General features: G+C 73.1%; 15 protein-coding genes. 12 read left to right on the forward strand and 3 right to left on the reverse strand.

What is annotated here, in order from left to right; all coding sequences use genetic code 11:
* The first annotated feature begins 177 nt into the window (after nucleotides 1-177).
* A complete protein-coding gene (locus tag H291_RS0115040; protein ID WP_026365775.1) occupies nucleotides 178-2,481 on the forward strand; it encodes a sodium-translocating pyrophosphatase in 2,304 nt (767 codons plus the stop codon).
* Nucleotides 2,482-2,598: 117 nt separating this feature from the next.
* Here the strand turns inward: H291_RS0115040 and H291_RS0115045 are convergent, their stop codons facing one another.
* A complete protein-coding gene (locus H291_RS0115045; RefSeq protein WP_020015834.1) occupies nucleotides 2,599-3,180 on the reverse strand; it encodes a DinB family protein in 582 nt (193 codons plus the stop codon).
* A gap of 170 nt (nucleotides 3,181-3,350) precedes the next feature.
* On the opposite strand from H291_RS0115045, the gene H291_RS0115050 reads away from it, so the two are divergent.
* From H291_RS0115050 to H291_RS0115085, 8 genes are all read left to right on the forward strand, one after another.
* Nucleotides 3,351-5,978 (forward strand): M14 family zinc carboxypeptidase, encoded by a 2,628-nt coding sequence (locus tag H291_RS0115050; protein ID WP_232216079.1) that lies wholly within the window; start codon nucleotides 3,351-3,353, stop codon nucleotides 5,976-5,978.
* A gap of 186 nt (nucleotides 5,979-6,164) precedes the next feature.
* Nucleotides 6,165-7,805 carry a M20/M25/M40 family metallo-hydrolase gene (locus H291_RS0115055; RefSeq protein ID WP_157237065.1) on the forward strand — a complete coding sequence of 547 codons (1,641 nt, stop codon included), beginning with the start codon at nucleotides 6,165-6,167 and terminating at the stop codon, nucleotides 7,803-7,805.
* A gap of 69 nt (nucleotides 7,806-7,874) precedes the next feature.
* The gene (locus H291_RS30290) at nucleotides 7,875-8,207 is read left to right on the forward strand and encodes a CD225/dispanin family protein (protein WP_084468152.1); all 333 of its coding nucleotides are present in this window, start codon (nucleotides 7,875-7,877) and stop codon (nucleotides 8,205-8,207) included.
* A gap of 78 nt (nucleotides 8,208-8,285) precedes the next feature.
* The gene (locus tag H291_RS0115065) at nucleotides 8,286-9,503 is read left to right on the forward strand and encodes a hypothetical protein (RefSeq protein WP_026365777.1); all 1,218 of its coding nucleotides are present in this window, start codon (nucleotides 8,286-8,288) and stop codon (nucleotides 9,501-9,503) included.
* Nucleotides 9,504-9,513: 10 nt separating this feature from the next.
* Complete coding sequence (locus H291_RS0115070) at nucleotides 9,514-11,106, forward strand: DUF7059 domain-containing protein (protein WP_026365778.1); 1,593 nt, start codon at nucleotides 9,514-9,516, stop codon at nucleotides 11,104-11,106.
* Between the two features lie 174 nt (nucleotides 11,107-11,280).
* Nucleotides 11,281-12,222 carry a LysR family transcriptional regulator gene (locus H291_RS0115075; protein ID WP_232216081.1) on the forward strand — a complete coding sequence of 314 codons (942 nt, stop codon included), beginning with the start codon at nucleotides 11,281-11,283 and terminating at the stop codon, nucleotides 12,220-12,222.
* A gap of 225 nt (nucleotides 12,223-12,447) precedes the next feature.
* The gene (locus H291_RS0115080) at nucleotides 12,448-13,569 is read left to right on the forward strand and encodes a S1 family peptidase (protein WP_026365780.1); all 1,122 of its coding nucleotides are present in this window, start codon (nucleotides 12,448-12,450) and stop codon (nucleotides 13,567-13,569) included.
* A 219-nt stretch (nucleotides 13,570-13,788) separates the two neighbouring features.
* Nucleotides 13,789-15,243 (forward strand): S1 family peptidase, encoded by a 1,455-nt coding sequence (locus H291_RS0115085; RefSeq protein WP_020015841.1) that lies wholly within the window; start codon nucleotides 13,789-13,791, stop codon nucleotides 15,241-15,243.
* 116 nt (nucleotides 15,244-15,359) lie between these two features.
* Here H291_RS0115085 and H291_RS0115090 read toward each other — a convergent pair whose 3' ends face one another.
* Nucleotides 15,360-16,310, reverse strand: a complete 951-nt coding sequence (locus tag H291_RS0115090; RefSeq protein ID WP_232216082.1) for a phosphatase PAP2 family protein — start codon at nucleotides 16,308-16,310, stop codon at nucleotides 15,360-15,362.
* 235 nt (nucleotides 16,311-16,545) lie between these two features.
* Between H291_RS0115090 and topA the strand changes: the two genes are divergently transcribed.
* On the forward strand, nucleotides 16,546-19,344 hold the full coding sequence (gene topA / locus H291_RS0115095; protein ID WP_020015843.1) for a type I DNA topoisomerase: 2,799 nt from the start codon (nucleotides 16,546-16,548) through the stop codon (nucleotides 19,342-19,344).
* Nucleotides 19,345-19,353: 9 nt separating this feature from the next.
* On the opposite strand, the gene H291_RS0115100 is transcribed toward topA, so the two are convergent.
* Nucleotides 19,354-19,755, reverse strand: a complete 402-nt coding sequence (locus H291_RS0115100; protein ID WP_020015844.1) for a pyridoxamine 5'-phosphate oxidase family protein — start codon at nucleotides 19,753-19,755, stop codon at nucleotides 19,354-19,356.
* Nucleotides 19,756-19,839: 84 nt separating this feature from the next.
* Here H291_RS0115100 and tmk point away from each other — a divergent pair, with 84 nt between their 5' ends.
* Together tmk and H291_RS0115110 are read left to right on the forward strand one after the other, a co-directional pair.
* Nucleotides 19,840-20,532, forward strand: a complete 693-nt coding sequence (gene tmk / locus H291_RS0115105; protein WP_020015845.1) for a dTMP kinase — start codon at nucleotides 19,840-19,842, stop codon at nucleotides 20,530-20,532.
* Complete coding sequence (locus H291_RS0115110; RefSeq protein ID WP_020015846.1) at nucleotides 20,529-21,665, forward strand: DNA polymerase III subunit delta'; 1,137 nt, start codon at nucleotides 20,529-20,531, stop codon at nucleotides 21,663-21,665. The genes tmk and H291_RS0115110 overlap by 4 nt, the downstream gene beginning before the upstream one ends.
* The last annotated feature ends 135 nt before the right edge of the window (nucleotides 21,666-21,800 follow it).

A 21,800-nucleotide genomic window follows, 5' to 3' on the forward strand; every position in this document is an offset into this window, starting at 1 on the left:
GCCGGGGTGCGGAAGACTCCATGCTTCGACATAGTGACTGGCGTCACATGTGAGTAGACTCTGGTCTCTTCCCGCCATCGACGGTGCTGGCGGGATGCATCGGCCTTGCACGGGTCAAGCCTGTGCAGGGCATTACATATCTGGGGGAACCGCCCCGGAGCTCGTCGAGGAGGACGGATGCTCGAAGACGACATTGTTTTCGGCGCAGGGAGCTACACCACGGTGGCGGTGATCGCCGTCATCGCGGCCGCTGCCCTCGGGTGCGCTTTCGTGCTGCGCCGCCAGGTGCTCGCCGCGCCTGATGGAACCGCGAAGATGCAGGACATCGGCCAGGCCGTGCAAGAGGGCGCCTCCGCTTATCTGAAGCGGCAGTTCCGCACCCTCGTGCTGTTCGCCGCGGTGGTGTTCGCGCTGCTCTTCCTGCTGCCGGGCGACGGCGGGGTGCGTGTCGGGCGCTCCATCGCGTTCCTGTTCGGCGCCGGGTTCTCCGCGGCCATCGGCTACCTCGGCATGTGGCTCGCGGTGCGCGCCAACGTCCGTGTGGCCTCGGCCGCGACCCGGCCCGGCGGCCGGGCCGAGGGCGCCCGCATCGCGTTCCGCACCGGCGGCGTCGTCGGCATGTCCGTGGTGGGCCTGGGCCTGCTCGGTGCCGCGCTCGTCGTGCTCGTGTACGACGTCGACGCGCCCGCCGTGCTGGAGGGCTTCGGCTTCGGCGCCGCGCTGCTCGCCATGTTCATGCGCGTGGGCGGCGGCATCTTCACCAAGGCGGCCGACGTCGGCGCCGACCTGGTCGGCAAGGTCGAGCAGGGCATCCCGGAGGACGACCCCCGCAACGCGGCCACCATCGCGGACAACGTGGGCGACAACGTCGGCGACTGCGCCGGCATGGCGGCCGACCTCTTCGAGTCCTACGCCGTGACGCTCGTGGCCGCCCTCATCCTGGGCAAGGCCGCCATGGGCGAGCAGGGTCTCGTGTTCCCGCTGATCGTCACGGCGATCGGCGCGTTCGTCGCGCTGCTGGGCGTCTTCATCACCCGGGTGCGCGGGTCCGAGAGCGGGCTCGCCGCGATCAACCGCGGCTTCTACATCTCCGCCGTCGTCGGCGCCGTGCTGGCCGGCATCGCGGCCTTCGTCTACCTGCCGTCCTCGTTCGGCCAGATGACCGGCACCGCCGACCTCACCGACGTGACCGCCGACCCGCGGATCGTCTCCGCCCTCGCCGTGCTCATCGGCGTGGTGCTCGCGGGCGTCATCCTCTGGGTCACGGGCTACTTCACCGGCACCGACAAGAAGCCGACCCTGCACGTGGCCGAGACGTCCCGCACGGGCGCCGCGACCGTCGTCCTGTCCGGCATCGGCGTGGGCTTCGAGTCGGCCGTGTACACGGCCGGCATCATCGCCGCCGCGATCTGCGGCGTGTTCCTGCTGGCCGGCGGCTCGGTGCCGCTCGCGCTGTTCCTCGTGGCCCTCGCCGGCTGCGGCCTGCTCACCACGGTCGGCGTCATCGTCGCCATGGACACGTTCGGCCCGGTCAGCGACAACGCGCAGGGCATCGCCGAGATGTCGGGCGACGTCGACGAGGAGGGCGCGCAGATCCTCACCGACCTGGACGCCGTCGGCAACACCACCAAGGCCATCACCAAGGGCATCGCGATCGCCACGGCCGTGCTGGCCGCGACCGCGCTGTTCGGCTCCTACGCCGACGCCGTGTCGCACGCGCTCGCGCAGGTGGGCGACGTCGGCTCCGGCCTCGTGACCTCGATGCTCAGCTACGAGATCATCTCGCCGGTCACCCTCGTGGGCGTGATCCTGGGCGGCGCCACCGTGTTCCTGTTCTCCGGGCTCGCGATCGACGCCGTGACCCGCGCCGCGGGCGCCATCGTGTTCGAGGTGCGCCGCCAGTTCCGCGAGCACCCGGGCATCATGACCTTCGACGAGCGCCCGGAGTACGGCAAGGTCGTGGACATCTGCACCCGGGACTCGCTGCGCGAGCTCGTCACCCCGGGTCTGCTGGCCGCGTTCGCGCCCATCGCGGTGGGCTTCGGCCTCGGCGTCGGGCCGCTCGCCGGGTTCCTGGCCGGTGCGATCGGCTCCGGTGTGCTCATGGCGATCTTCCTGGCCAACTCGGGCGGCGCCTGGGACAACGCCAAGAAGATCGTCGAGGACGGCAAGTACGGCGGCAAGGGCTCGGAGGCGCACGCGGCGACCGTCATCGGCGACACCGTGGGCGACCCGTTCAAGGACACCGCCGGCCCCGCGATCAACCCGCTGATCAAGGTGATGAACCTGGTCGCGCTGCTCATCGCCCCGGCGGTGGTGGCGCTCAGCGTCCCGGCTGATGCCAACCACGCGCTGCGCATCGGCATCGCGCTGGTGGCGGCGGCCGTGGCCTTCGGTGCCGTGATCTGGTCGCGCGTGCGGGCCTCCCGCGTCGACGCGGCGCAGCAGGAGGAGCAGGACCGCACGGCGGCCACCGTCTGACGCCGAGGTAGAACCGCAGCGAGATAGAACTGCGGCGAAGTAGAACTGCAGCGAGGTAGAACCCTGGCGATCCGGCCAGGGTTCTACCTCGCTGCAGTTCTGTCTCGGCAGGGTGGGCTACTGGCCCACCCGGCCGTCGACGCACTCGCGGAGCAGGTCGGCGTGGCCCACGTGCCGGGAGTACTCCTCGATCATGTGCACCAGGATGTCCCGGACGGGCACCTGGTCCCCGTTGTGCGCGACGGTCTCGCCCAGCCCGTCCTCGGGCAGGGTCTCCATCCAGGCGTCGGCGTCCCGGACCTCGCGCCGCCAGTTCTCCCACGCGTCCTCGACGACGGCGGGGTCGGCCACGGCGCCGTCGAAGTCCGCGTCGGGGTTCTCCGGCCCCTTGCCGAACATCTTGGGCAGGTCCGCGCGACCCTGCAGCGCCCGCTGGAACCAGCTCTGCTCGACGTCGGCCAGGTGCCGCACCAGCCCGAGCAGCGACATGGTCGACGGCGGCACCGACCGGCGGGCGAGCTGCTCGGCGTCGAGCCCGTCGCACTTCATCTCCAGCGTGAGCCGGTAGTGCCGCAGGTAGTTCCAGAGGGTCTCCTTCTCGCCGACCGGGCTGGCCAGCGCCTCCCTCGGGTCGCTGTCGGGGTCCACCCACATGTCGGGGTAGACGGTGGCTGAGGTCCATCGCTCCGTGGTGGTCATGAACCCAGTGCACCGCCGCCTCCGGCCCCGGTCAACGGCATTGTTCCGCGGCGCGGGCCCGCCGATCGGCCGCGAACCCGGGGCGCCGGGCCATGCGGTCGCCGCGATTGATTCCCGGTCCGGCCTCCGGATGGTCCAGACTTGGCCGGATTGTCGCTGGGGAGGCTCCGTTGCTCGCTCGTACCCGCTTGCTCGCCGCGCTGACCGGCGCGGTGACCGGCGTGACGCTGGCCGTCGGCGGCGCCGTGCCCGCGACGGCGACGTCGGGCGGCTCCGGACCTGCCGTGGCGGACGTCCGGACGGGACCCGCCGACGGCCCGACCGACCCGGGCGCGTTCATCGCGTCGTACGTGCCGCCCGACCCGGTGCCGCGCGGCCCGGCCGAGGTGCGCATGCCGGCGTCGTACCCGTACCAGCCCCGGCTGCGGGTCTTCCCACCGGCCGAGCGCGACGCCACGGACCGCAACCGGACGGCGAGCCACGCCGACCTGGCGCCCCGCCTGCAGCGGCTGATGGAGCGCAGCGACCGGGTCTCGACGCAGGTGGTGGGGCAGTCCACCGAAGGGCGCGACCTCTACCTGGTCACGGTGACGGCGCCGGAGAGCGCGGCGGAGACCGCGCGGCAGACGGGGTGGCGCACGGAGATCCGCGACCGGCCCAACCTGGCCGCGCACGATGCGGCCCTGCGGTCGGGCTACAAGACCCCCGTCTGGATGACCGCGAACATCCACGGCGACGAGTGGGAGGGCACGGACGCCGCGCTGCGGGTCATCGACCGCCTCGCCACGGCCGACGACCGGGCCACGCGCGAGACCCTGGCCCACCACCGGATCGTGTTCAGCCTGACGCTCAACCCCGACGGGCGCACCCACGCGACCCGCTCGACGTCGCTCGGCCTGGACGCCAACCGCGACATGATCACGCTCGCCACGCCCGAGGCGCGCTCGTACGTGCGCACCCTCCAGGCGGTGCAGCCGCTGCTCGCGGCGGACTTCCACGGCTACACGGACGTGCTCCAGCTCGAGCCGGCCGGCCCGCCGCACGGCGAGAACTACGAGTACGACCTGCTCCTGCCGCACGGCTACGCCATCGCGCGCCAGGTGGAGGACGACGTGGTCGCCGCCGACATCGCCGGGAACACGTACTACGACCCGGACACGGGCCGGGCGGTCGAGCGGGACACGGGGTTCGTCAAGATCCCGTACCGGGACACCCCGTCCGGCTGGGACGACTACCCACCGGTCTTCACGGCGCAGTACGCGGCCCTGCACGGCGCGGTGACCACCACGGTCGAGCTGCCGCTGGGCCGCACGGGTGCCACCACCACGCCGGCCGACTCCGCGGTGGACACCGAGGTGGCCGTCACGGCGATGACGTCGATGATCGACTACGTCCGCCGCAGCTCGGACGCCATGCTCGCGGGCCAGGTCGAGACGTTCCGTCGCGGCGTGTCCGGCGCGCCCAAGGTCGCGCTCACCACCGAGAACGTCGCCGACGTCGCCGGCCCGGACGAGTGGAAGCGGCACTGGGGCGCCACCGACGACCAGGAGCCCGTGCGGCTCCCGCGCGCCTACGTGATCCCCGTGGGCGAACGTCAGCGGTCGGCGAGCGACGCCGAGGACCTGGTCGACACGCTCCGGTTCCACGGCATCGAGGTGGGCCGGCTGGACGCCCCGGCGCGCGTGCCGGGCACGGGCACCACCTATCCCGCGGGCTCGTACGTGGTGGACCTGCACCAGCCGCTGCGGGGCCTGGCGAACGCCCTGCTCGGCCTCGGCTCCGACATCTCCGGCAAGGTCCCCGGCATGTATGACATCTCGGCGTGGTCGCTGGCCGAGCTCTGGGGCGCGACGGTGGACCCGGTGGGCGCCACGACCGACGGCCCGGTGGGGCGCACCACGCGTCTGCGCGGCCCCGTCGAGCACGGCGCCGCCCTGCCCGACGAGCGCTACCTGCGGTTCGACCTGGCCGGCGTCGCGGACCACCGCGCCCTGAACGACCTGCTGGGCCAGGACGTGGCCGCGCGGCTGACGGCGGACGGCGGCGTCGTCGTCGGGCCGGACGGGCGGGGTGCGGCCCGGGTCGCAGCCAGCCGGTACGGCGTCGACCTCGAGGCGTCGACGCCCGTCGCGTACCGGGCGGCGGATCCGGCCGAGGACCTGACCATCGCGTACGTGGGCGACCAGGACGACCGGCTGGCGCTCACGGCGCTCGGCTTCGACGACCTGGTGGCGGTCTCGGCGGGCGGTATCCGGACGAGCGCCGCCGTCGGCCGGCCGACGGGCCTCGACGGCGCCGACGTGCTGTGGGTGGGCACGACCCTGGACCTCCCGCCGGGGACTGCGGGTCACGACTACGTCCGGTCCTGGTTGCGCGACGGCGGCGCGATCGTCGGGCGCGGCGCCGGCGCCTTCGCGGCGGCCAAGTCCTTCGGGCTGGTCAGCGGTACCGCGGTCACCGGGGACGAGGCGGGCAACGGCATCATCGAGACCGACACCCCGGGCGACGTCCTGGGCGACCACCCGCAGGACCGCGGGTTCGTCTACCCCGCGGTGTGGTTCACGGACGTGGGCCCGGGCACGACGGCGGAGCTGACGTACGGCAGCTTCCTGGCCGGCCACTGGTCGTCGTCGGGGGACGGCTCCGGGCCCGACGCCGCCAGTGGGCGAATTGCTGCTGTATCCGGCAAAATAGGACACGCGCGGGCGTTCGTGTTCGGCACGTCGGTGTTCTTCCGTACCCATCCCCGGGGTGGCCTGAGCCAGGCGGGGACGGCGATCCACTGGGCCGCGGGCTGATTTCCGCGGACGTGCTGGTCACACCGTGACCGGGGCGACGGCGATCACCAGGGGTATGTGGAAAACCGGGTGCTACCGCTATCGTCTGCCGTGTTGTGCTCCCGAACGCCCCGTGGTCCGCGGGCGTGGTCGGGAGCCCCGACGCAGGGGTCCCGTCGTGGGAGGCCCGGAGCAGGAGAAGGTCCCGTGAGTGCCGACATCGACCCGACCGAGGCCATTCCTCAGGTCACGGCCGAAATGATCGCGAGGGCGGCGGCCCAGCAGGCCCCGGCCGAGCGTGAGACCGCCGCCGCACCCGAGCGCAAGCCGGCCGGGAAGCCCCAGGCGCAGCCGCAGCCGCAGCCCAAGCCGGAGTCCCGGCCGAAGCCGGAGCCCGTCGCCGAGCAGCCCGCCGCGCCGGACGCCGTGCTCTCCACGCGGCCGGGCTCGTCGCCGTTCACCGCGTCGGAGCCGTACGCCGACCGGCACACGTCGGCCGGGCACATCGCCGCCGGGCACCTCTCCTCGCTCGTGCAGATCCCGACGGTGTCCGCGTGGGACCCGCAGCTCCTCGACCACGAGTCGTTCGCCCGGCACCGCGCCGCGCTGGCGACCTTCTACCCGCGCGTGCACGCCCTGCAGAGCGAGCCGGCGGGCGAGCACGGCCTGCTCTACCGCTGGCCCGGCCGGGGTCGCCAGGACGTGCTGCACCCCTACCCCGTGGTGCTCGTGGCGCACCAGGACGTGGCGCCGGTCCGGGTCATGGACTGGCCCGGCGGCAACCCGTTCTCGGGCGAGATCCGCGAGGGCGTGGTGCACGGCCGCGGCACGCTCGACGACAAGGGCGCGCTCGTCGCGGTGCTCGACGCCGTGGAGACGCTGCTCGGCGAGGGCTTCGTGCCCGAGCGCGACATCTGGCTCTTCTTCGGCGCGGACGAGGAGACGGTGGGGGAGTCCGCCCAGATCGCCGTCCGCCGGCTGTACGAGCTCGGGGTGCGCCCGTGGCTCGTGGTCGACGAGGGCGGGTTCGTCGGGACCGACGTCTTTCCCGGCGTCGACCGGCAGACCGCCCTGGTGGGCGTCGCGGAGCGCGGCCTGATCGGGATCAACCTCTACACCACCGACGTCGGCGGTCACGCCGCGACCCCCGGCCGCTGGACCGCGACCACGCGTCTGGCCCGCGCCGTGACGCGTGCGGGCCGGCACCGGTTCGCGGCCCGCGTCAGCCCGCCGACCGTCGAGATGCTCGCCGCCGTGGCCCCGCGCGGGACCGGCTTCCGGGGCACGATGCTCCGGCTGGTCGCCAAGGTGGCCGCCGGGCCGTTCCGCAAGCTCGCGGCCTGGATGCTGGCGGGCGCCGGCCCGGAGGCGACCGCGATCGTCCGTACCACCGTGGCGGTCACCGAGCTGGAGGGCAGCCCCGGCGCGAACGTCGCGGCCGCGACGGCCCGGGCCCGCCTCGACGTCCGCGTGGCCCCCGGCGACACCGTGGAGCGGACCGTCGCGCGGCTGCGCCGCGTCATCGCGGACAAGCGGGTCGAGATCGAGGTCGTGGAGAGCGACGAGCCCAGCGAGGTCTCGCCCACCGACAGCCAGCAGTTCGCGCTCCTGAGCGAGTCGATCGGGGCCGCGTACCCGGACGCCCTGGTGGTGCCGCACGTGGCGCCGGCAGCGTCCGACGCGCGCCGGTTCACCCCCATCAGCGACCACGTCTACCGGTTCCGGCCGTTCGTCATGAGCCGCGAGCAGCGACAGTCGTCGCACGGCGCCGGAGAGCGGCTGAGCGTCGATTCCCTGAGCCGGGGAGTGCATTTCTATCGCGAGGTGCTGCGCAAGATCCCGGGCTGACCTGGGCATTCAACAAATCGCCGAAATTGCACTAAGTTCTCCCTCTATATCGGTGAGGGGGGACATTTCATGAGTAACTCGGCAGCGCAGCCCGGGAGCTCGGGCCGCTCCCGTGCGCCCGTGAACGTCAACGTCCACACCTACCCCGCGCAGCTGCAGTACCCGCCGCCGACGTATCTCGTGTTCACCGTTCTGGTCACCCTGTTCGGATTCCCGCCGACGGGAATCATCGCGCTGGTGAACTCCATGCGCGTCAACACCCTGTGGAAGACCGGACAGCACGCCAAGGCACGCAAGGCGTCCCGCCGCGCGCGCAACTGGGGACTGCTCACGCTCGCCGTCTGGGTCGTGGCCGTCGTCGTCGTGGTGTTCTGGGCGAGCATCGCCTACCTGAACGGGTAGCACTTCACCCACAGTTCGTCAGCTATCACACGATTGCCCCTCCTGTCTTCCCCGGTTCTGCGGGTAAAGTGCGCGGCTATGAGTGCGACACGGCGCAAGGGCTCGCGAGGTGGGCGTGCTGCTGCCCGCGCTGGTGGTCCCCCCGCGAGCAATGCGCTCACCTGGGCGGAGAGCCTCGCGTCGGGCGAGGCCGCACCGGGCGCGAGCGCGCTCGAGTGGGCCGAGGGGCTCGCCCAGGACGCCAAGGACAACGCCGCGCCCAGCCCGTGGGGCGCCGCGGCAGGCGCTGCGGCGCCGGCTGAGCCGGCCCCGGCCGAGGACGCCGCCGGATCCCCCTGGGGACCCGTCCCGGCGCCCGCCGTCGCCGACGACGAGGGCGACGCCGAGCCCGAGGCCGACGCCAACCCGTGGGGCTCCGTGGCCGCGGCCGAGCCCGCGACGACCCGGGGCCGGGGCAAGAACGCCGGCGGCAAGAGCGGCAAGGCCGGCAAGTCGCGCGGCAAGGGCAAGGGCGCGCGGTCCGGCGCCAAGGGCGCGCCCAAGGAAGACCTCGCGCCGACCCCCGCGGGCGGCTTCCCGCTGATCGCGGGCCAGGCGGCCGACGAGGCCCCGCAGGAGCCGCTGCCCGACGACGGTGCGCTGCCCGGTCTGCCGAGCATCTCCGGCGCCGACGCCGCCGTCCCGGCGGGGGCCGGCGAACCCTCCGGCCCGGGCCGGTCCGGCTCGTCGAAGGCCGGCTCGTCGAAGGCCGGCAAGGGCCCCCGGAGCCGCATCCCCACGCCCAGCACGGCGCAGCAGCGCAAGATCAGGAAGACCCTGCGCCGCGGCCTGCCCAAGTTCCTGGACCGCCCGCTCGTGCTCGTCCTGGCCGGCGTCGTCTCCGCGGGCCTGGGCCTGGGCGCGGGCTGGGGCATGGACACCTTCTCCGGCGGCGCCGGTGGCTCGGGCTCGACGGCGGACGCCGCGTCGTGCGCGCAGACGCAGATGGCCTGGACGCAGGCCGCCAACGCCCAGTCGGCGATGGTCGAGGACCAGCCCGACACCCTGCGCAAGGGCTTCATCAACGCGCGCAACGCGCTGGACGGCGTCACGCCGCCCGAGGAGATCTCGCAGGAGTGGGCGGTCGCCTTCACCTACTACTCCACGGTGGCCAACAACATCGAGAAGGTGAAGGCCAACGACGGCCCCGCGATCTCCTCGGCGGTCGGCGGCGCGCAGAAGGAGCTCGACACCAACGCGATGCTCGAGGCGACCAAGACCATCGGCCTCTACGTCAACTCGAACTGCACCCGGTAGTCAGGTCAGGATGGTGCCCGTGCACCCTCCTGTGACCGATCCCGCCCTCGTCGCGTCCCTCCGGGACGACCTGGTCTCTTCCGCCTACGACGTCGACGGCGTCGAGGACGTGCTCGGCCCGCTGGCCGCGGCCGCGCTGCACCGGGAGCAGGCCCTGCCGGCGCGCCGGGCCCTTGCCGCGGCGGTGGCGGGCAAGCCGGCCGCGGACCGTGACCCGCGCGCCACGCTCGCCACCCTGTTCCTGCTGGGCGAGCCCGTGCCGCGCGGGGCGCTGGACCGCGCGCTGCCCGGCACCGGGACCGCGGGCGCGGAGCGCCTCGGCCTCGTCGCCGCCCAGGGCACGGAGGACGACGACGCCGTGCGCGCCGTCGTCGACCTGCGGCCCTACTCGTCGGTCGACGCCGTCGGCGACGCCCGCTGGTGGCTCGCCAGCGACCTGGGCGAGCTGGCGACGGGCGGACGCCTGGCGACCGACCACGTGCTCGGGGCCGGCGGCGCGTCGCTGACGCTCGCCCAGGTCACGGTGCGCAACCGGGTCGGCCGGGTGCTCGACCTCGGCACCGGCTGCGGCATCCAGGCCCTCCACGCGGCCCGGCACGCCCAGCACGTGGTGGGCACCGACATCTCGCACCGCGCGCTGTCGTTCGCGGGGTTCAACGCGGCGCTGAACCTGCCCGACGGCGCGGAGCTGGACCTGCGGCACGGGTCCATGCTGGAGCCGGTCGCGGGGGAGCGGTTCGACCTCGTGGTCTCCAACCCGCCGTTCGTCATCACGCCGCACGCCGGCGCGGCGGGCCGCGCCGTCGCCGACGCGCTCGGCGACTACGAGTACCGCGACGGCGGCCGGGCGGGCGACGACCTGGTGCGGGACCTGGTCCTTGGCGTCGGCGGCGTGCTCGCGCCGGGCGGCACGGCCCAGCTCCTGGCGAACTGGGAGCACCGGCGTGGTGAGCCGTGGACCGAGCGCGTGGGCCGCTGGCTCGACGAGGCGGGCCTGGACGGCTGGATCATCCAGCGCGAGGTGCTCGACCCCGCCGAGTACGCCGAGACCTGGATCCGCGACGGCGGCACCACGCCCGACCGCGAGCCGGACGCGTGGGCCGCGGCGTACGGCGCCTGGCTGGACGACTTCGCGTCCCGGGACGTCGAGGCGGTCGGCTTCGGGATCGTCACCCTGCGCCGCCCCGCGTCGGGTGCCCCGACGCTGCGCCGCCTCGAGGAGCACACCGGGTCGGTGCGGCAGCCGCTCGGCGCGCACATCGCCCGCAGCCTCGCCGGGCACGACTGGCTCGCCACCCGGGACGACGACGCTCTCGCCGCGGCGCACCTGGTGACCGCCGCCGACGTCACCGAGGAGCGCTACCTGACGCCCGGCGCGGCGGACCCGAACGTCGTCGTGCTGCGGCAGGGGGACGGGCTGGGCAGGGGCGTGCACGCGTCGACGCCGCTCGCGGCGCTCGTCGGCGCGTGCGACGGCGACCTGACCGTCGGGCAGATCGTGGGCGCCATCGCCTCGCTGTTCGAGGTGCCCGCGGACGCGCTGGCGGCGGAGCTGCTCCCCGCCGTCCGCGGCCTGGTCCGGGACGGTTTCCTGGAGGGCTGACCGGCGTCCGTGGTGAGGCGTCCCGCGAGACCCGGCAGGGCCGCTCCGGCGGCCTCGCGGGCCCGCGGAGGCCGTTACCGGGACGTAACGGTCTTTCGCGCAGACCGATAAATTTTGTCGATGCCCGAGACATATGGGGCTATGACAGATATTTTCCACCCTGTGGAACTCGACATGCGGCACTTGAGGATGGTCGTCGCGGTTGCCGAGTCGGGCAGCGTCACGAAGGCGGCCGCTGCCCTCGGCATCGCGCAGCCGGCGTTGACCGCGCAGCTCAACCGCATCGACCGGTCCCTGGGCGGGAACGTCTTCGTCCGCGACCGGTTCGGTGCGCGACCGACCGAGCTCGGCGAGCTGGTACTCAGGCACGCTCGCGTGCTTCTCCCCGCCATGGCCGCCCTGGCCGACGACGCCGAGCGCCTCGTCAACGGCGACGTCGCCCACGGCGAGACCGTCCGGGTCGGCATCACCGGCACCGGACTGGGCGGGCTGTTCGTCAACCAGCTGCACATCGGCATGCCCGGTGCGCAGGTCACCACGGCCATGCCCCACCTGCCCGACGACGTCGCGGCGCGCCTCGCCCGCGGCACCATCGACGTCGGGCTGGTCGGCATGTGCTCCGACGTCTCGCCCCCGGCGGCCGTCGAGGTCTCGTGGACCCGGGTCTGCACCGACCCGATGTTCGTGCTCATCGACGAGCACCACCCGTATGCGGGCAAGCCCGAGGTGTCGCTGGCGGAGCTGGCCGAGGAGCAGTGGCTCCGCGTGCCCTCGCACGGCTGCCTCGAGGAGTGCTTCGTCTCGGCGTGCGTGCGCGCGGGGTTCACGCCCCGTGGCATGGGCGAGGCCGAGTGGACCACCGCCGTCGACCAGGTGCGCGCGGGGCGCGCCGTCGCGCTCGTGGAGCCCGGCCAGCCGGACCCGCCGGGCGTGGCCGCCGTCCCCCTGGCCGGGGCGCCCTTGCGCCGTACCCACTACCTGGGCTGGCGGCATGACGCCGACCTGCGCGTGGACCTGGAGGCCGTCGAGGGCGCGGCCCACCGCGCGCACCGCGACGCGGTGCGCCGCAGCCCGCAGTACGAGCAGTGGCTGGCGATGTACGGGATGCTCGGCTGACCCACCCTTCGTGTCAGACGTACCGGTCACTCCTGTGACCTGTACGTCTGACACGTCGTGCCTGGGGGAGTGGGTGGGCACTTACGTGGTTTGCCCTCCATAGGAAATATGTATGACCTGAGTGTGATCTGGGCGTGAAGTCCAGCTCCTCCTACTGTGGCGGTGCGGGTGAAAAATCACCCGGGGGTGGAACTTCACCCTCATCGACCCAAGGAGTCGCTGGAGATGAGACGTACTTCCCTCCGGGGCGTCGCCGTGGCAACAGCCACCGTGGGCCTCTTTGCCGGCACCATCAGCGCCGTCGCCGCCGCACCGTCCGACGTCGAGGCCGCGACCTCCGGCTACACGCCGGGCCTCGTCGCCGCCATGGAGCGCGACCTCGGCCTGAGCACGGCGGACGCCGTGGCCCAGATCGAGGCGCAGGAGCTCCTGGCCGACACGCAGCAGAGCCTGGAGAAGTCGCTCGGCGCCTCCTACGCCGGAGCCTGGGTCGAGGGGTCGGACGCGCTGCACGTCGCCGTCACCGACGCCGCGCAGGCCGCCGACGTCCGCGCGGCCGGGGCCACTCCCGTGACCGTGGACAACTCGCTCAAGGCGCTCGACGCCTGGACGGCGGACCTGGACGGCGCGCTGTCCTCGTCCGACGTGACCTCGTACCACGTGGACGTGGAGACCAACGAGATCGTCATCGACGTGGTCAAGGGCGCCGCGGCCGACGTCCGGGCCGACGTCGCCGAGGCCGGTGTGCCGGCCGGCGTCGTCTCGCTGACGCAGGCCACCGAGCGGCCCCGTACCTTCGCCGACGTGATCGGCGGCGAGGCGTACTTCATCGACGGCAGCGCGCGCTGCTCCGTCGGGTTCGCCGTCACCGGCGGCTTCGTCTCGGCCGGCCACTGCGGCTCGGTCGGCTCCTCGGCGAGCGAGCCGAACGGCACCTTCGAGGTCTCGGAGTTCCCGGGCAGCGACTACAGCTACGTCTCGGTCGACTCCGACACCCCGGTGGGCGTCGTCGACGACTGGAACGGCGGCACCGTGGCCGTCGAGGGTTCGACGCCGGCCGCCGTCGGCGCCAGCGTCTGCCGCTCGGGCTCCACGACCGGCTGGCACTGCGGCACCATCGAGGCGCTCAACGCCACGGTGAACTACGCCGAGGGCAGCGTCTCCGGCCTCATCCAGACCGACGTCTGCGCCGAGCCGGGCGACTCGGGCGGCTCGCTGCTCGCCGGCTCGCAGGCCCAGGGCATGACCTCCGGCGGCAGCGGCAACTGCTCCTCCGGCGGCCAGACCTTCTTCCAGCCGGTGGGCGAGGCGCTGAGCGCGGCCGGTGTGTCGCTCCTGACGAACTGAAGCAGCATGAGCTGAACCAGCCGAGGCGCTGACGCGAGGGTGCTGAGCGCCACCGCCGTCGGGCCGCGGGGCGGGTAGGGGAAGTCCCTACCCGCTCTGCGGCATGTCCGCATATTGCGTCGATATGTCCAAAACGGTATCTGGGAGTTACCTGAACGCGACCTTACGCTCTGTCGCACTGGGTGAATTCATTGCCCCGACGACAAGGAGTCGCTGGACATGAGACGCACATCCTTCAAGGCGATCACCGTGGCCACAGCCGCGGCGACGCTTCTCGCCGGCAGCATCACCGCTGCGACCGCAACCGCTGCTGCCGGAGCCGACAAGCCCGAGGTGTCCAGCTACGCCCCGGGCATGGTCGACGCCATGGAGCGCGACCTCGGCCTGACCACCTCCCAGGCCGTGGCCCGTCTCAAGACCGACGAGGCCCTGTCCGACAAGCAGCACGCCATCGCGAAGTCCCTCGACAAGGGCTACGCGGGCGCCTGGGTGAGCGGCACCGAGCTGTACGTCGCGGTCACCGACAAGGCCGGGGCTGCCGAGGTCCGGGCCGCCGGCGCCACGGCCGTCACCGTCGACAGGTCCCTGGCTCAGCTCGACCGCCTGGCCACGAAGGCGTACCAGGCGGCTCCCGAGGCCAAGGTGGCCGGTGCGTACGTGGACGTCGAGTCCAACGCGGTGGTGCTGGAGGTTGCCAAGGGGGCCAAGGCCGCCGTCGCCGCCGCCGTCGAGCGGGCCGGTATCGCCGCCGGCACGGTCTCCCTCGTCGAGGTGAAGGAGATGCCCCGCACGTTCATCAACGTCATCGGCGGCAACGCCTACTACATCGGCGGCTCGCGCTGCTCGGTCGGCTTCTCGGCCACCGGCGGGTTCGTCACCGCGGGCCACTGCGGCAACGTCGGCAACGCGACCACCAGCCCCAGCGGCACCTTCCGCACCTCCTCGTTCCCGGGCAACGACTACGCCTACGTGAACGTCGGCACGGACGACACCCCCGTGGGCGCCGTCAACAACTACAGCGGCGGCACCGTGAACGTCGCGGGCTCGACGGCGGCCGCCGTGGGCGCCACCGTCTGCCGCTCGGGTTCCACGACCGGCTGGCACTGCGGCACCATCCAGGCGCTGAACGCCTCGGTCACCTACGCCGAGGGCACCGTCTCGGGCCTGATCCGCACCAACGTCTGCGCCGAGCCGGGCGACTCCGGCGGCTCGCTGCTGGCCGGCACCCAGGCCCAGGGCATGACCTCGGGCGGTAACGGCAACTGCTCCTCGGGTGGTACCACCTACTTCCAGCCGGTGAACGAGGCGCTCAGCGCCGCGGGCGTCACCCTGATCACCGGTGGCGGCGGCACCACGCCCCCGACCGGCTGCGCGAGCCAGGAGACGGCGTTCAGCGGTTCGCTGAGCAGCGGCGCCTACACGTACAAGCCGAGCAGCAGCGGCTTCTCGGCGTCGTCCGGCACCATCACGGGCTGCCTCGACGGCCCGACCGGCGCGGACTTCGACCTGTTCCTGCAGAAGGTGAGCGGCAGCAGCTGGGTCACCGTGGCCCAGGGCATCACGTCCTCGCCCGACGAGAGCGTGAGCTACAACGGCACGGCGGGCACGTACCGCTGGGTCGTGGAGTCCTACTCGGGCTCGGGCTCGTACACGGGCGGCTACTCCACCCCGTGACCCCCGTCCCATGACGTGTCAGACGCTCAGACCACTCCGGTGACCTGAGCGTCTGACACGTTCGCCGGGGCTGGGACCGGGGCCGGGGCCGGGCCAAGATCAGGGCCGGGCCGAGATCAGGGGCGGGCCGTGGACTGGCGGACCAGGAGGAGCAGGGCGAACGAGCCCAGGGTCACGGCCACCACGCCGAGCGCCCCGCCCATGTACGCGGTGAGGTCGCCGCCGATCGGCAGGGCCCAGCCGTAGCCGCGCACGCTGCCCAGCGCGCCGACGCCGAGCGCGCCGCTGACCAGGGCGCCGAGCAGCAGCAGGCCCGCCGCGCCCGACGACCCGGGCTCCGCGCCGAAGCGCGGCTCGTCCAGGGACGACCGCGAGCTCAGCGCGCAGACGCCGGCGCCCCAGGCGAGCACCACGAGGATCGCGGCGACGACGTCGGACGGCCGGTGCCACTGCCCGATCAGCGTGGAGACGCCGGTCGCCGCCGTGTAGGCCGCACCCGCCAGCGCGACGAGCGGGCGCCAGCGCCGCGGCACCGCGATGAGCAGCCCGGCGGCGATCGAGGCGGCGACGGTCGTGTGCCCGCTGGGCAGCGTGTTGATGTCGGCGCGCGCGGTGTCGAGCAGCGCGGGCCGGTCGAGCACCACGTGCTTGAGCACCTGCGTGGTGAGGTTCGCGCCGGCCACCAGGATCACGACCTGCGCCGCCAGCCACCAGCGCCCGCGGGCCAGCGCGAGCACGACGGCGACCGCGAGGCCCAGGCCGATGAACGAGTTGGACACCACACCGAGCACCGGCTCGGCCAGCTCCCACAGCACGCCCTGCCCCGTGGCAGCGCCCTCGAGCGCGAGCTGGTCGGCGTGCTGGCCGCGCCCGGAGGCGACGAAGGTGTCCCAGGTGGCCCACATGCCCCACATGCCCAGGACGGCGACGACGGCGGCCGCCACGCGCGGCCCCAGGCGGGGCCGTTGACCAGGCGTCCGACCTGGCATCGGGCTGCTGACGCTGCCGATGGCACGGCCCTCGGCGGGCTGCGACAGCTCGGGTGGCGGGAGGGTGCGGTCGGTCATTGCCCCACCGTAGAGGAGTCGGTTGGAGAGACCGTGGCGCTGATGTGTGGCTCCCTGTGGCATCGCCGCCTTGTCCTTGACGCCACGAGTGAAAATCACCACGGTCATGTGAAACTGCCGGGCGGCGCCTTGTGAGCCCGGATAGGGTGCGATCCGTCGCGCCTGGCGTACCGTGAACTCTCCAACGCCACCCGGCGCACGTCCCCCAGACCCAGCAGGAAGCAGGCAGGACCGGATGTCCCAGGCACGCAAGCTCGTGATCGTCGAGTCGCCCACGAAGGCTCGCAAGATCCAGAGCTATCTCGGTGACGGCTACGAGGTCGAAGCCAGCGTGGGGCACATTCGCGACCTTCCGCAGCCCAAGGACCTGCCCGCGGAGATGAAGAAGGGCCCGTACGGCAAGTTCTCCGTCGACGTCGACAACGGGTTCGACCCCTACTACGTGGTCCACGCGGACAAGAAGAAGAAGGTCTCCGAGCTCAAGAAGGCCCTCAAGGACGCCGACGAGCTCTTCCTCGCGACCGATGAGGACCGCGAGGGCGAGGCCATCGCCTGGCACCTGATCCAGGAGCTCAAGCCCAAGGTCCCCGTCAAGCGCATGGTGTTCCACGAGATCACCCGCGACGCGATCCTCCGCGCGCTGGAGAACACGCGCGAGCTGGACCAGGACCTGGTCGACGCCCAGGAGACCCGCCGCATCCTCGACCGCCTGTACGGCTACGAGGTCTCGCCGGTCCTGTGGCGCAAGGTGCGGCAGGGCCTGTCGGCCGGCCGCGTGCAGTCGGTGGCCACGCGCCTGGTGGTCGAGCGGGAGCGCGAGCGCATGGCGTTCGTCTCGGCCGACTACTGGGACGTCGCGGGCACCTTCGCGGTCGCGGACGACGGCGCCGGCTCCGGCCAGCCCTCCTTCCGCGCGCGGCTCACCCAGCTCGCGGGCCAGAAGGTCGCGTCCGGCCGGGACTTCGACGACCGGGGCCGGCTCAAGGTCCGCACGGGCGTCGTGCAGCTCGACGAGGCGTCGGCCCGCGCCGTCGTCGCCGGGCTGGAGGCCGCCGACTTCGCGGTCAAGAGCCTGGAGACCAAGCCGTACACGCGCCGTCCGGCCGCGCCGTTCACCACCTCGACGATGCAGCAGGAGGCGGGCCGCAAGCTGCGGATGTCGTCGCGGCAGGCGATGCGCACCGCGCAGGGCCTGTACGAGAACGGCTACATCACCTACATGCGTACCGACAGCCCGTCGCTCTCCAAGGAGGCGACGGACGCGGCGCGGCGGCAGGCCGCCGAGCTGTACGGCGCGGAGTACGTGCCGGGCGCGCCGCGGCTCTACGCCAGCAAGGCCAAGGGCGCCCAGGAGGCGCACGAGGCGATCCGCCCCGCGGGCGACTCGTTCCGCACCCCGGCGCAGGTCGCCGGCGAGCTGAGCGGCGACCAGTTCCGGCTGTACGAGCTGATCTGGAAGCGCACGGTGGCCTCGCAGATGGCCGACGCCAAGGGTTCGACGGCGTCCGTGCGGCTCGGCGCGACCATCAGCGGCGGCGCGCAGGACGGCAACGAGGCGGTGTTCTCGGCGTCCGGCACGGTGATCTCGTTCCGCGGCTTCCTCGCGGCGTACGAGGAGGGCGCGGACGCCGAGACCGACGCGCCCGACACCGCGGCGGCGGCCAAGGAGACGCGCTTGCCGACGATGGCCGAGGGCGACGCGCTGACCGGCACCGACCTCGCCGCGGACGGCCACTCGACCACCCCGCCCGCCCGGTACACGGAGGCCTCGCTGGTCAAGGCGCTGGAGGAGCGCGGCATCGGCCGCCCGTCCACCTACGCGGCGACCATCTCGACCATCCAGGACCGCGGCTACGTGATCACGCGCGGCCAGGCCCTGGTGCCGACGTGGCTCGCGTTCGCGGTGATCCGCCTGCTGGAGGAGCACTTCGACCGGCTCGTCGACTACGACTTCACCGCCACGATGGAGGAGGACCTCGACCAGATCGCGGCCGGCTCCCGCGAGCGGGTGGCGTGGCTGCGCGAGTTCTACTTCGGCGAGGTGCCGGGCAACATCGGCACGTCCGACGAGCTCGGCGTGGACAGCGAGGGCGGCGGGCTGCGCGCCCTGGTCGAGAACCTCGGCGAGATCGACGCCGCGGCGATCAACTCCGTGGACATCGGCGAGGGCATCCGGGTGCGCGTGGGCCGGTACGGCCCCTACCTGGAGGACCTCGCGGCCGAGGTCGAGGAGGGCAAGAACCCGCCCCGTGCCTCGGTGCCGGACGACGTCGCGCCCGACGAGCTGACCGTCGCCAAGGCGCGCGAGCTGCTCGCGGCGGGTGCCGACGACGGCCGTGTGCTGGGCGAGCACCCCGAGACGCACAACCCGATCGTGGCCAAGAACGGCCGCTACGGCCCGTACGTCACCGAGCAGCTGCCTGAGCCCGACCTCGACCCGGACCTGTCGGCCGCGGCGAAGAAGCGGGCGCTGTCCGCGCTGCCCAAGCCGAAGACGGCGTCGCTGCTCAAGACGCAGTCCCTGGACTCGGTGACCCTGGAGGACGCCCTGAAGCTCATGTCGCTGCCGCGCGTCGTCGGCACCGACCCGGAGTCGGGCGACGAGATCACGGCGCAGAACGGCCGCTACGGCCCGTACCTCAAGAAGGGCACGGACTCGCGGACCCTGCCGAGCGAGGAGGCCATGTTCACGGTCACCCTCGAGGAGGCGCTGGAGATCTACAAGCAGCCCAAGCGGGGCCGCGGGCGCACCGCGACGCCGCCGCTGCGCGAGCTCGGCGACGACCCGAACAGCGGCAAGCCGATCACGGTCAAGGACGGGCGGTTCGGCCCGTACGTGACCGACGGCGAGACCAACCGCACCCTGCCGCGTGATCTCACCCCGGAGTCGGTGACGGCCGAGCGGGCCATCGAGCTGCTCGCCGAGAAGCGTGCCCAGGGCCCGGCCAAGAAGCGCACTCCCGCGAAGAAGGCGCCGGCCAAGAAGGCGCCCGCGAAGAAGGCCCCGGCCAAGAAGCCCGCGGCCAAGAAGTAGCCCCGCGGGTCAGCGCCGCAGGCGGCGGCCCGTCACGTGGGTGGGCGTGATGCGCACCCACGTGTCCCGGGTCTCCTCCAGGTAGCTGATCAGGTTGGTCGACTCGGCCGCCGCGATGTCGGCGTCGGTCTCCAGGATCTCGGCGGTGCCCTTCACGACGACGCTGTAGGCGATCTCCGGGCCCCACTGGTCGACCTCGAACGCGACCTTCTCGTTGATCGCCACCTCCGCGACCTTCGTGCCCGGGATGGTGTGGAAGTAGATGGTCCGGTCCGCGACCGCGAAGTTCAGCGGGAAGATCTCGGGCTCGCCGCCGACGGCGGTGCCGAGGCGCCCGATGGGCTGCATGGAGAGGAACTCCCAGCACTCGTCCTCGGTGATCGACGTGATGCTCTGCTCGTTGTCGTCCATCTCCCCATCGTGCGCCGGGTGCGCGGACGCCGCCCAGCGGGAGCCGCCCGGGTCGATGTCAGCGGGCCCGGTTAGGGTGGCGGCGTGAACGCACCGGGCTACTTCATCTCCTTCGAGGGCGGCGAGGGCGTGGGCAAGTCGACTCAGTCCCGCCTCCTCGGCGACTGGCTGGCGGACCTGACGGGCCGCGAGGTCCTGCTCACGTTCGAGCCGGGCGCCACCACGCTCGGGCAGGAGCTGCGGTCCGCCGTCATGCACGGCCAGGACATGGGGCCGCGCGCCGAGGCGCTCATCTACGCCGCCGACCGCGCGCACCATGTCGAGACCGTGGTCCGGCCCGCGCTGGACCGCGGCGCCGTGGTGATCACCGACCGCTACGTCGACTCCTCGATCGCCTACCAGTCCGGCGGCCGCGACCTGCCGCCCGGCGAGGTGGAGCACCTCTCGCTGTGGGCCACCAAGGGCCTGCGCACGGACATCACGATCCTGCTCGACCTCGACCCCGAGGCGGCCGCCGCCCGCCGCGCCGCGGCCGAGGGCAAGGGCGCGCTGGACCGGCTGGAGCGGGCCGGCCTCGAGTTCCACACGCGGGTGCGCGACACGTTCCTCCAGCGCGCGGCGGCCGACCCGGAGCGCTACGTGGTCATCGACGCCGCGGCCCCGGTCGACGACATCCAGGCGCAGATCCGCGTCGACGTGGTCGCGCGGCTGGGCCTGACGCCCGTGGTCACCGAGGCGGCCGCCGTCACGGTCCCCGATTCCGAGGACCGCTCGTGACGGTGTGGGACGACGTCGTCGGGCAGGAGTCCGCCGTCGCCGCGCTGCAGGCCGCCGTGGCCAGCCCGGCCGCGATGACGCACGCCTGGCTGGTCACCGGGCCGCCGGGCTCGGGCCGGTCGGTCGCCGCGCGCGCCTTCGCGGCCGCGCTCCAGTGCCCGCAGGGCGGGTGCGGCGTGTGCCGGTCGTGCACCACCACCATGGCGGGCACGCACCCCGACGTGACGCTGCTGGCCACGGAGAAGGTGGTCATCACCATCGACGAGGTGCGCGACCTGATCATGACGGCGTCCCGGTCGCCCTCGGGCGGCCGGTGGCGCGTGATCGTCATCGAGGACGCCGACCGCATGGCCGAGCGCACCACGAACGTGCTGCTCAAGGCCATCGAGGAGCCGCCGCCGCACACCGTCTGGGTGCTGTGCGCGCCGTCGGTCCAGGACGTGCTGCCCACGATCCGCTCCCGCTGCCGCGGCGTGGTGCTGCGCGTGCCGCCCCCGCAGGCGGTCGCCGACCTGCTGGTGCGGCGCGACGGCGCCGACCCGGCGGTCGCGCTCAGCGCGGCCCGCGCGGCGCAGAGCCACGTCGGCCTGGCCAAGCGCCTGGCCCGGGACGCCGGGGCGCGCGAGCGGCGCACGGCCGTGCTGAGCATCGCGCGGCGCATCCGCGGCGTCGGCGACGCCGTGCTCGCCGCGGGCGAGCTGGTGGACGTGGCCAAGGCGGAGGCGGTCTCGGCCACGCAGGAGCGCGACGCGGCCGAGAAGGCCGAGCTGCTGCGCGCCCTGGGCGTGGCCGACGGCGAGACGCTGCCCCCGCGCCTGCGCTCCCAGCTCAAGCAGCTGGAGGACGACCAGAAGCGGCGCGCCACGCGGCACCAGCGCGATGTGCTCGACCGTGCGATGGTTGACCTGCTCTCCCTCTACCGGGACGTGCTCGTGGTGCAGCTCGGGGCAGAGGTCGACCTGGTCAACGCCGAGCTCGCCGAGACGGTGCGGGCCCTGGCGGCCGACTCGACCCCCGAGCAGACGGTGCGGCGCATGGACTCGATCGGGGTGGCCCGCACCCGCCTGGACGGCAACGTGGCGCCGCTCCTGGCCCTGGAGGCGATGGCGATCGCGCTGCGTCCGCAGGGCTGAAGTACCTCAGCACTGTCCGCCACGTGTGAAGATTTGGCACGGGTGAATCTGAACCACCGTGGCACATTGTCCCGAATGCCGTCCCTGGTTAGGCTGCGGCACGCCCCCAGAGCTCTTCCGTGCGATTAGGAGTCC

This window comes from Promicromonospora sukumoe 327MFSha3.1 (assembly GCF_000385135.1).
Taxonomy (GTDB): domain Bacteria; phylum Actinomycetota; class Actinomycetes; order Actinomycetales; family Cellulomonadaceae; genus Promicromonospora; species Promicromonospora sukumoe_B.

Bases quoted from the DNA above. Each gene is read 5' to 3' on its own strand.
- H291_RS0115040 (WP_026365775.1), top strand. From the start codon at position 178: ATGCTCGAAGACGACATTGTTTTCGGCGCAGGGAGCTACACCACGGTG.
- H291_RS0115045 (WP_020015834.1), bottom strand. From the start codon at position 3,180: ATGACCACCACGGAGCGATGGACCTCAGCCACCGTCTACCCCGACATG.
- H291_RS30290 (WP_084468152.1), top strand. From the start codon at position 7,875: ATGAGTAACTCGGCAGCGCAGCCCGGGAGCTCGGGCCGCTCCCGTGCG.
- H291_RS0115065 (WP_026365777.1), top strand. From the start codon at position 8,286: ATGAGTGCGACACGGCGCAAGGGCTCGCGAGGTGGGCGTGCTGCTGCC.
- H291_RS0115070 (WP_026365778.1), top strand. From the start codon at position 9,514: ATGGTGCCCGTGCACCCTCCTGTGACCGATCCCGCCCTCGTCGCGTCC.
- H291_RS0115075 (WP_232216081.1), top strand. From the start codon at position 11,281: ATGCGGCACTTGAGGATGGTCGTCGCGGTTGCCGAGTCGGGCAGCGTC.
- H291_RS0115080 (WP_026365780.1), top strand. From the start codon at position 12,448: ATGAGACGTACTTCCCTCCGGGGCGTCGCCGTGGCAACAGCCACCGTG.
- H291_RS0115085 (WP_020015841.1), top strand. From the start codon at position 13,789: ATGAGACGCACATCCTTCAAGGCGATCACCGTGGCCACAGCCGCGGCG.
- H291_RS0115090 (WP_232216082.1), bottom strand. From the start codon at position 16,310: ATGACCGACCGCACCCTCCCGCCACCCGAGCTGTCGCAGCCCGCCGAG.
- topA (WP_020015843.1), top strand. From the start codon at position 16,546: ATGTCCCAGGCACGCAAGCTCGTGATCGTCGAGTCGCCCACGAAGGCT.
- H291_RS0115100 (WP_020015844.1), bottom strand. From the start codon at position 19,755: ATGGACGACAACGAGCAGAGCATCACGTCGATCACCGAGGACGAGTGC.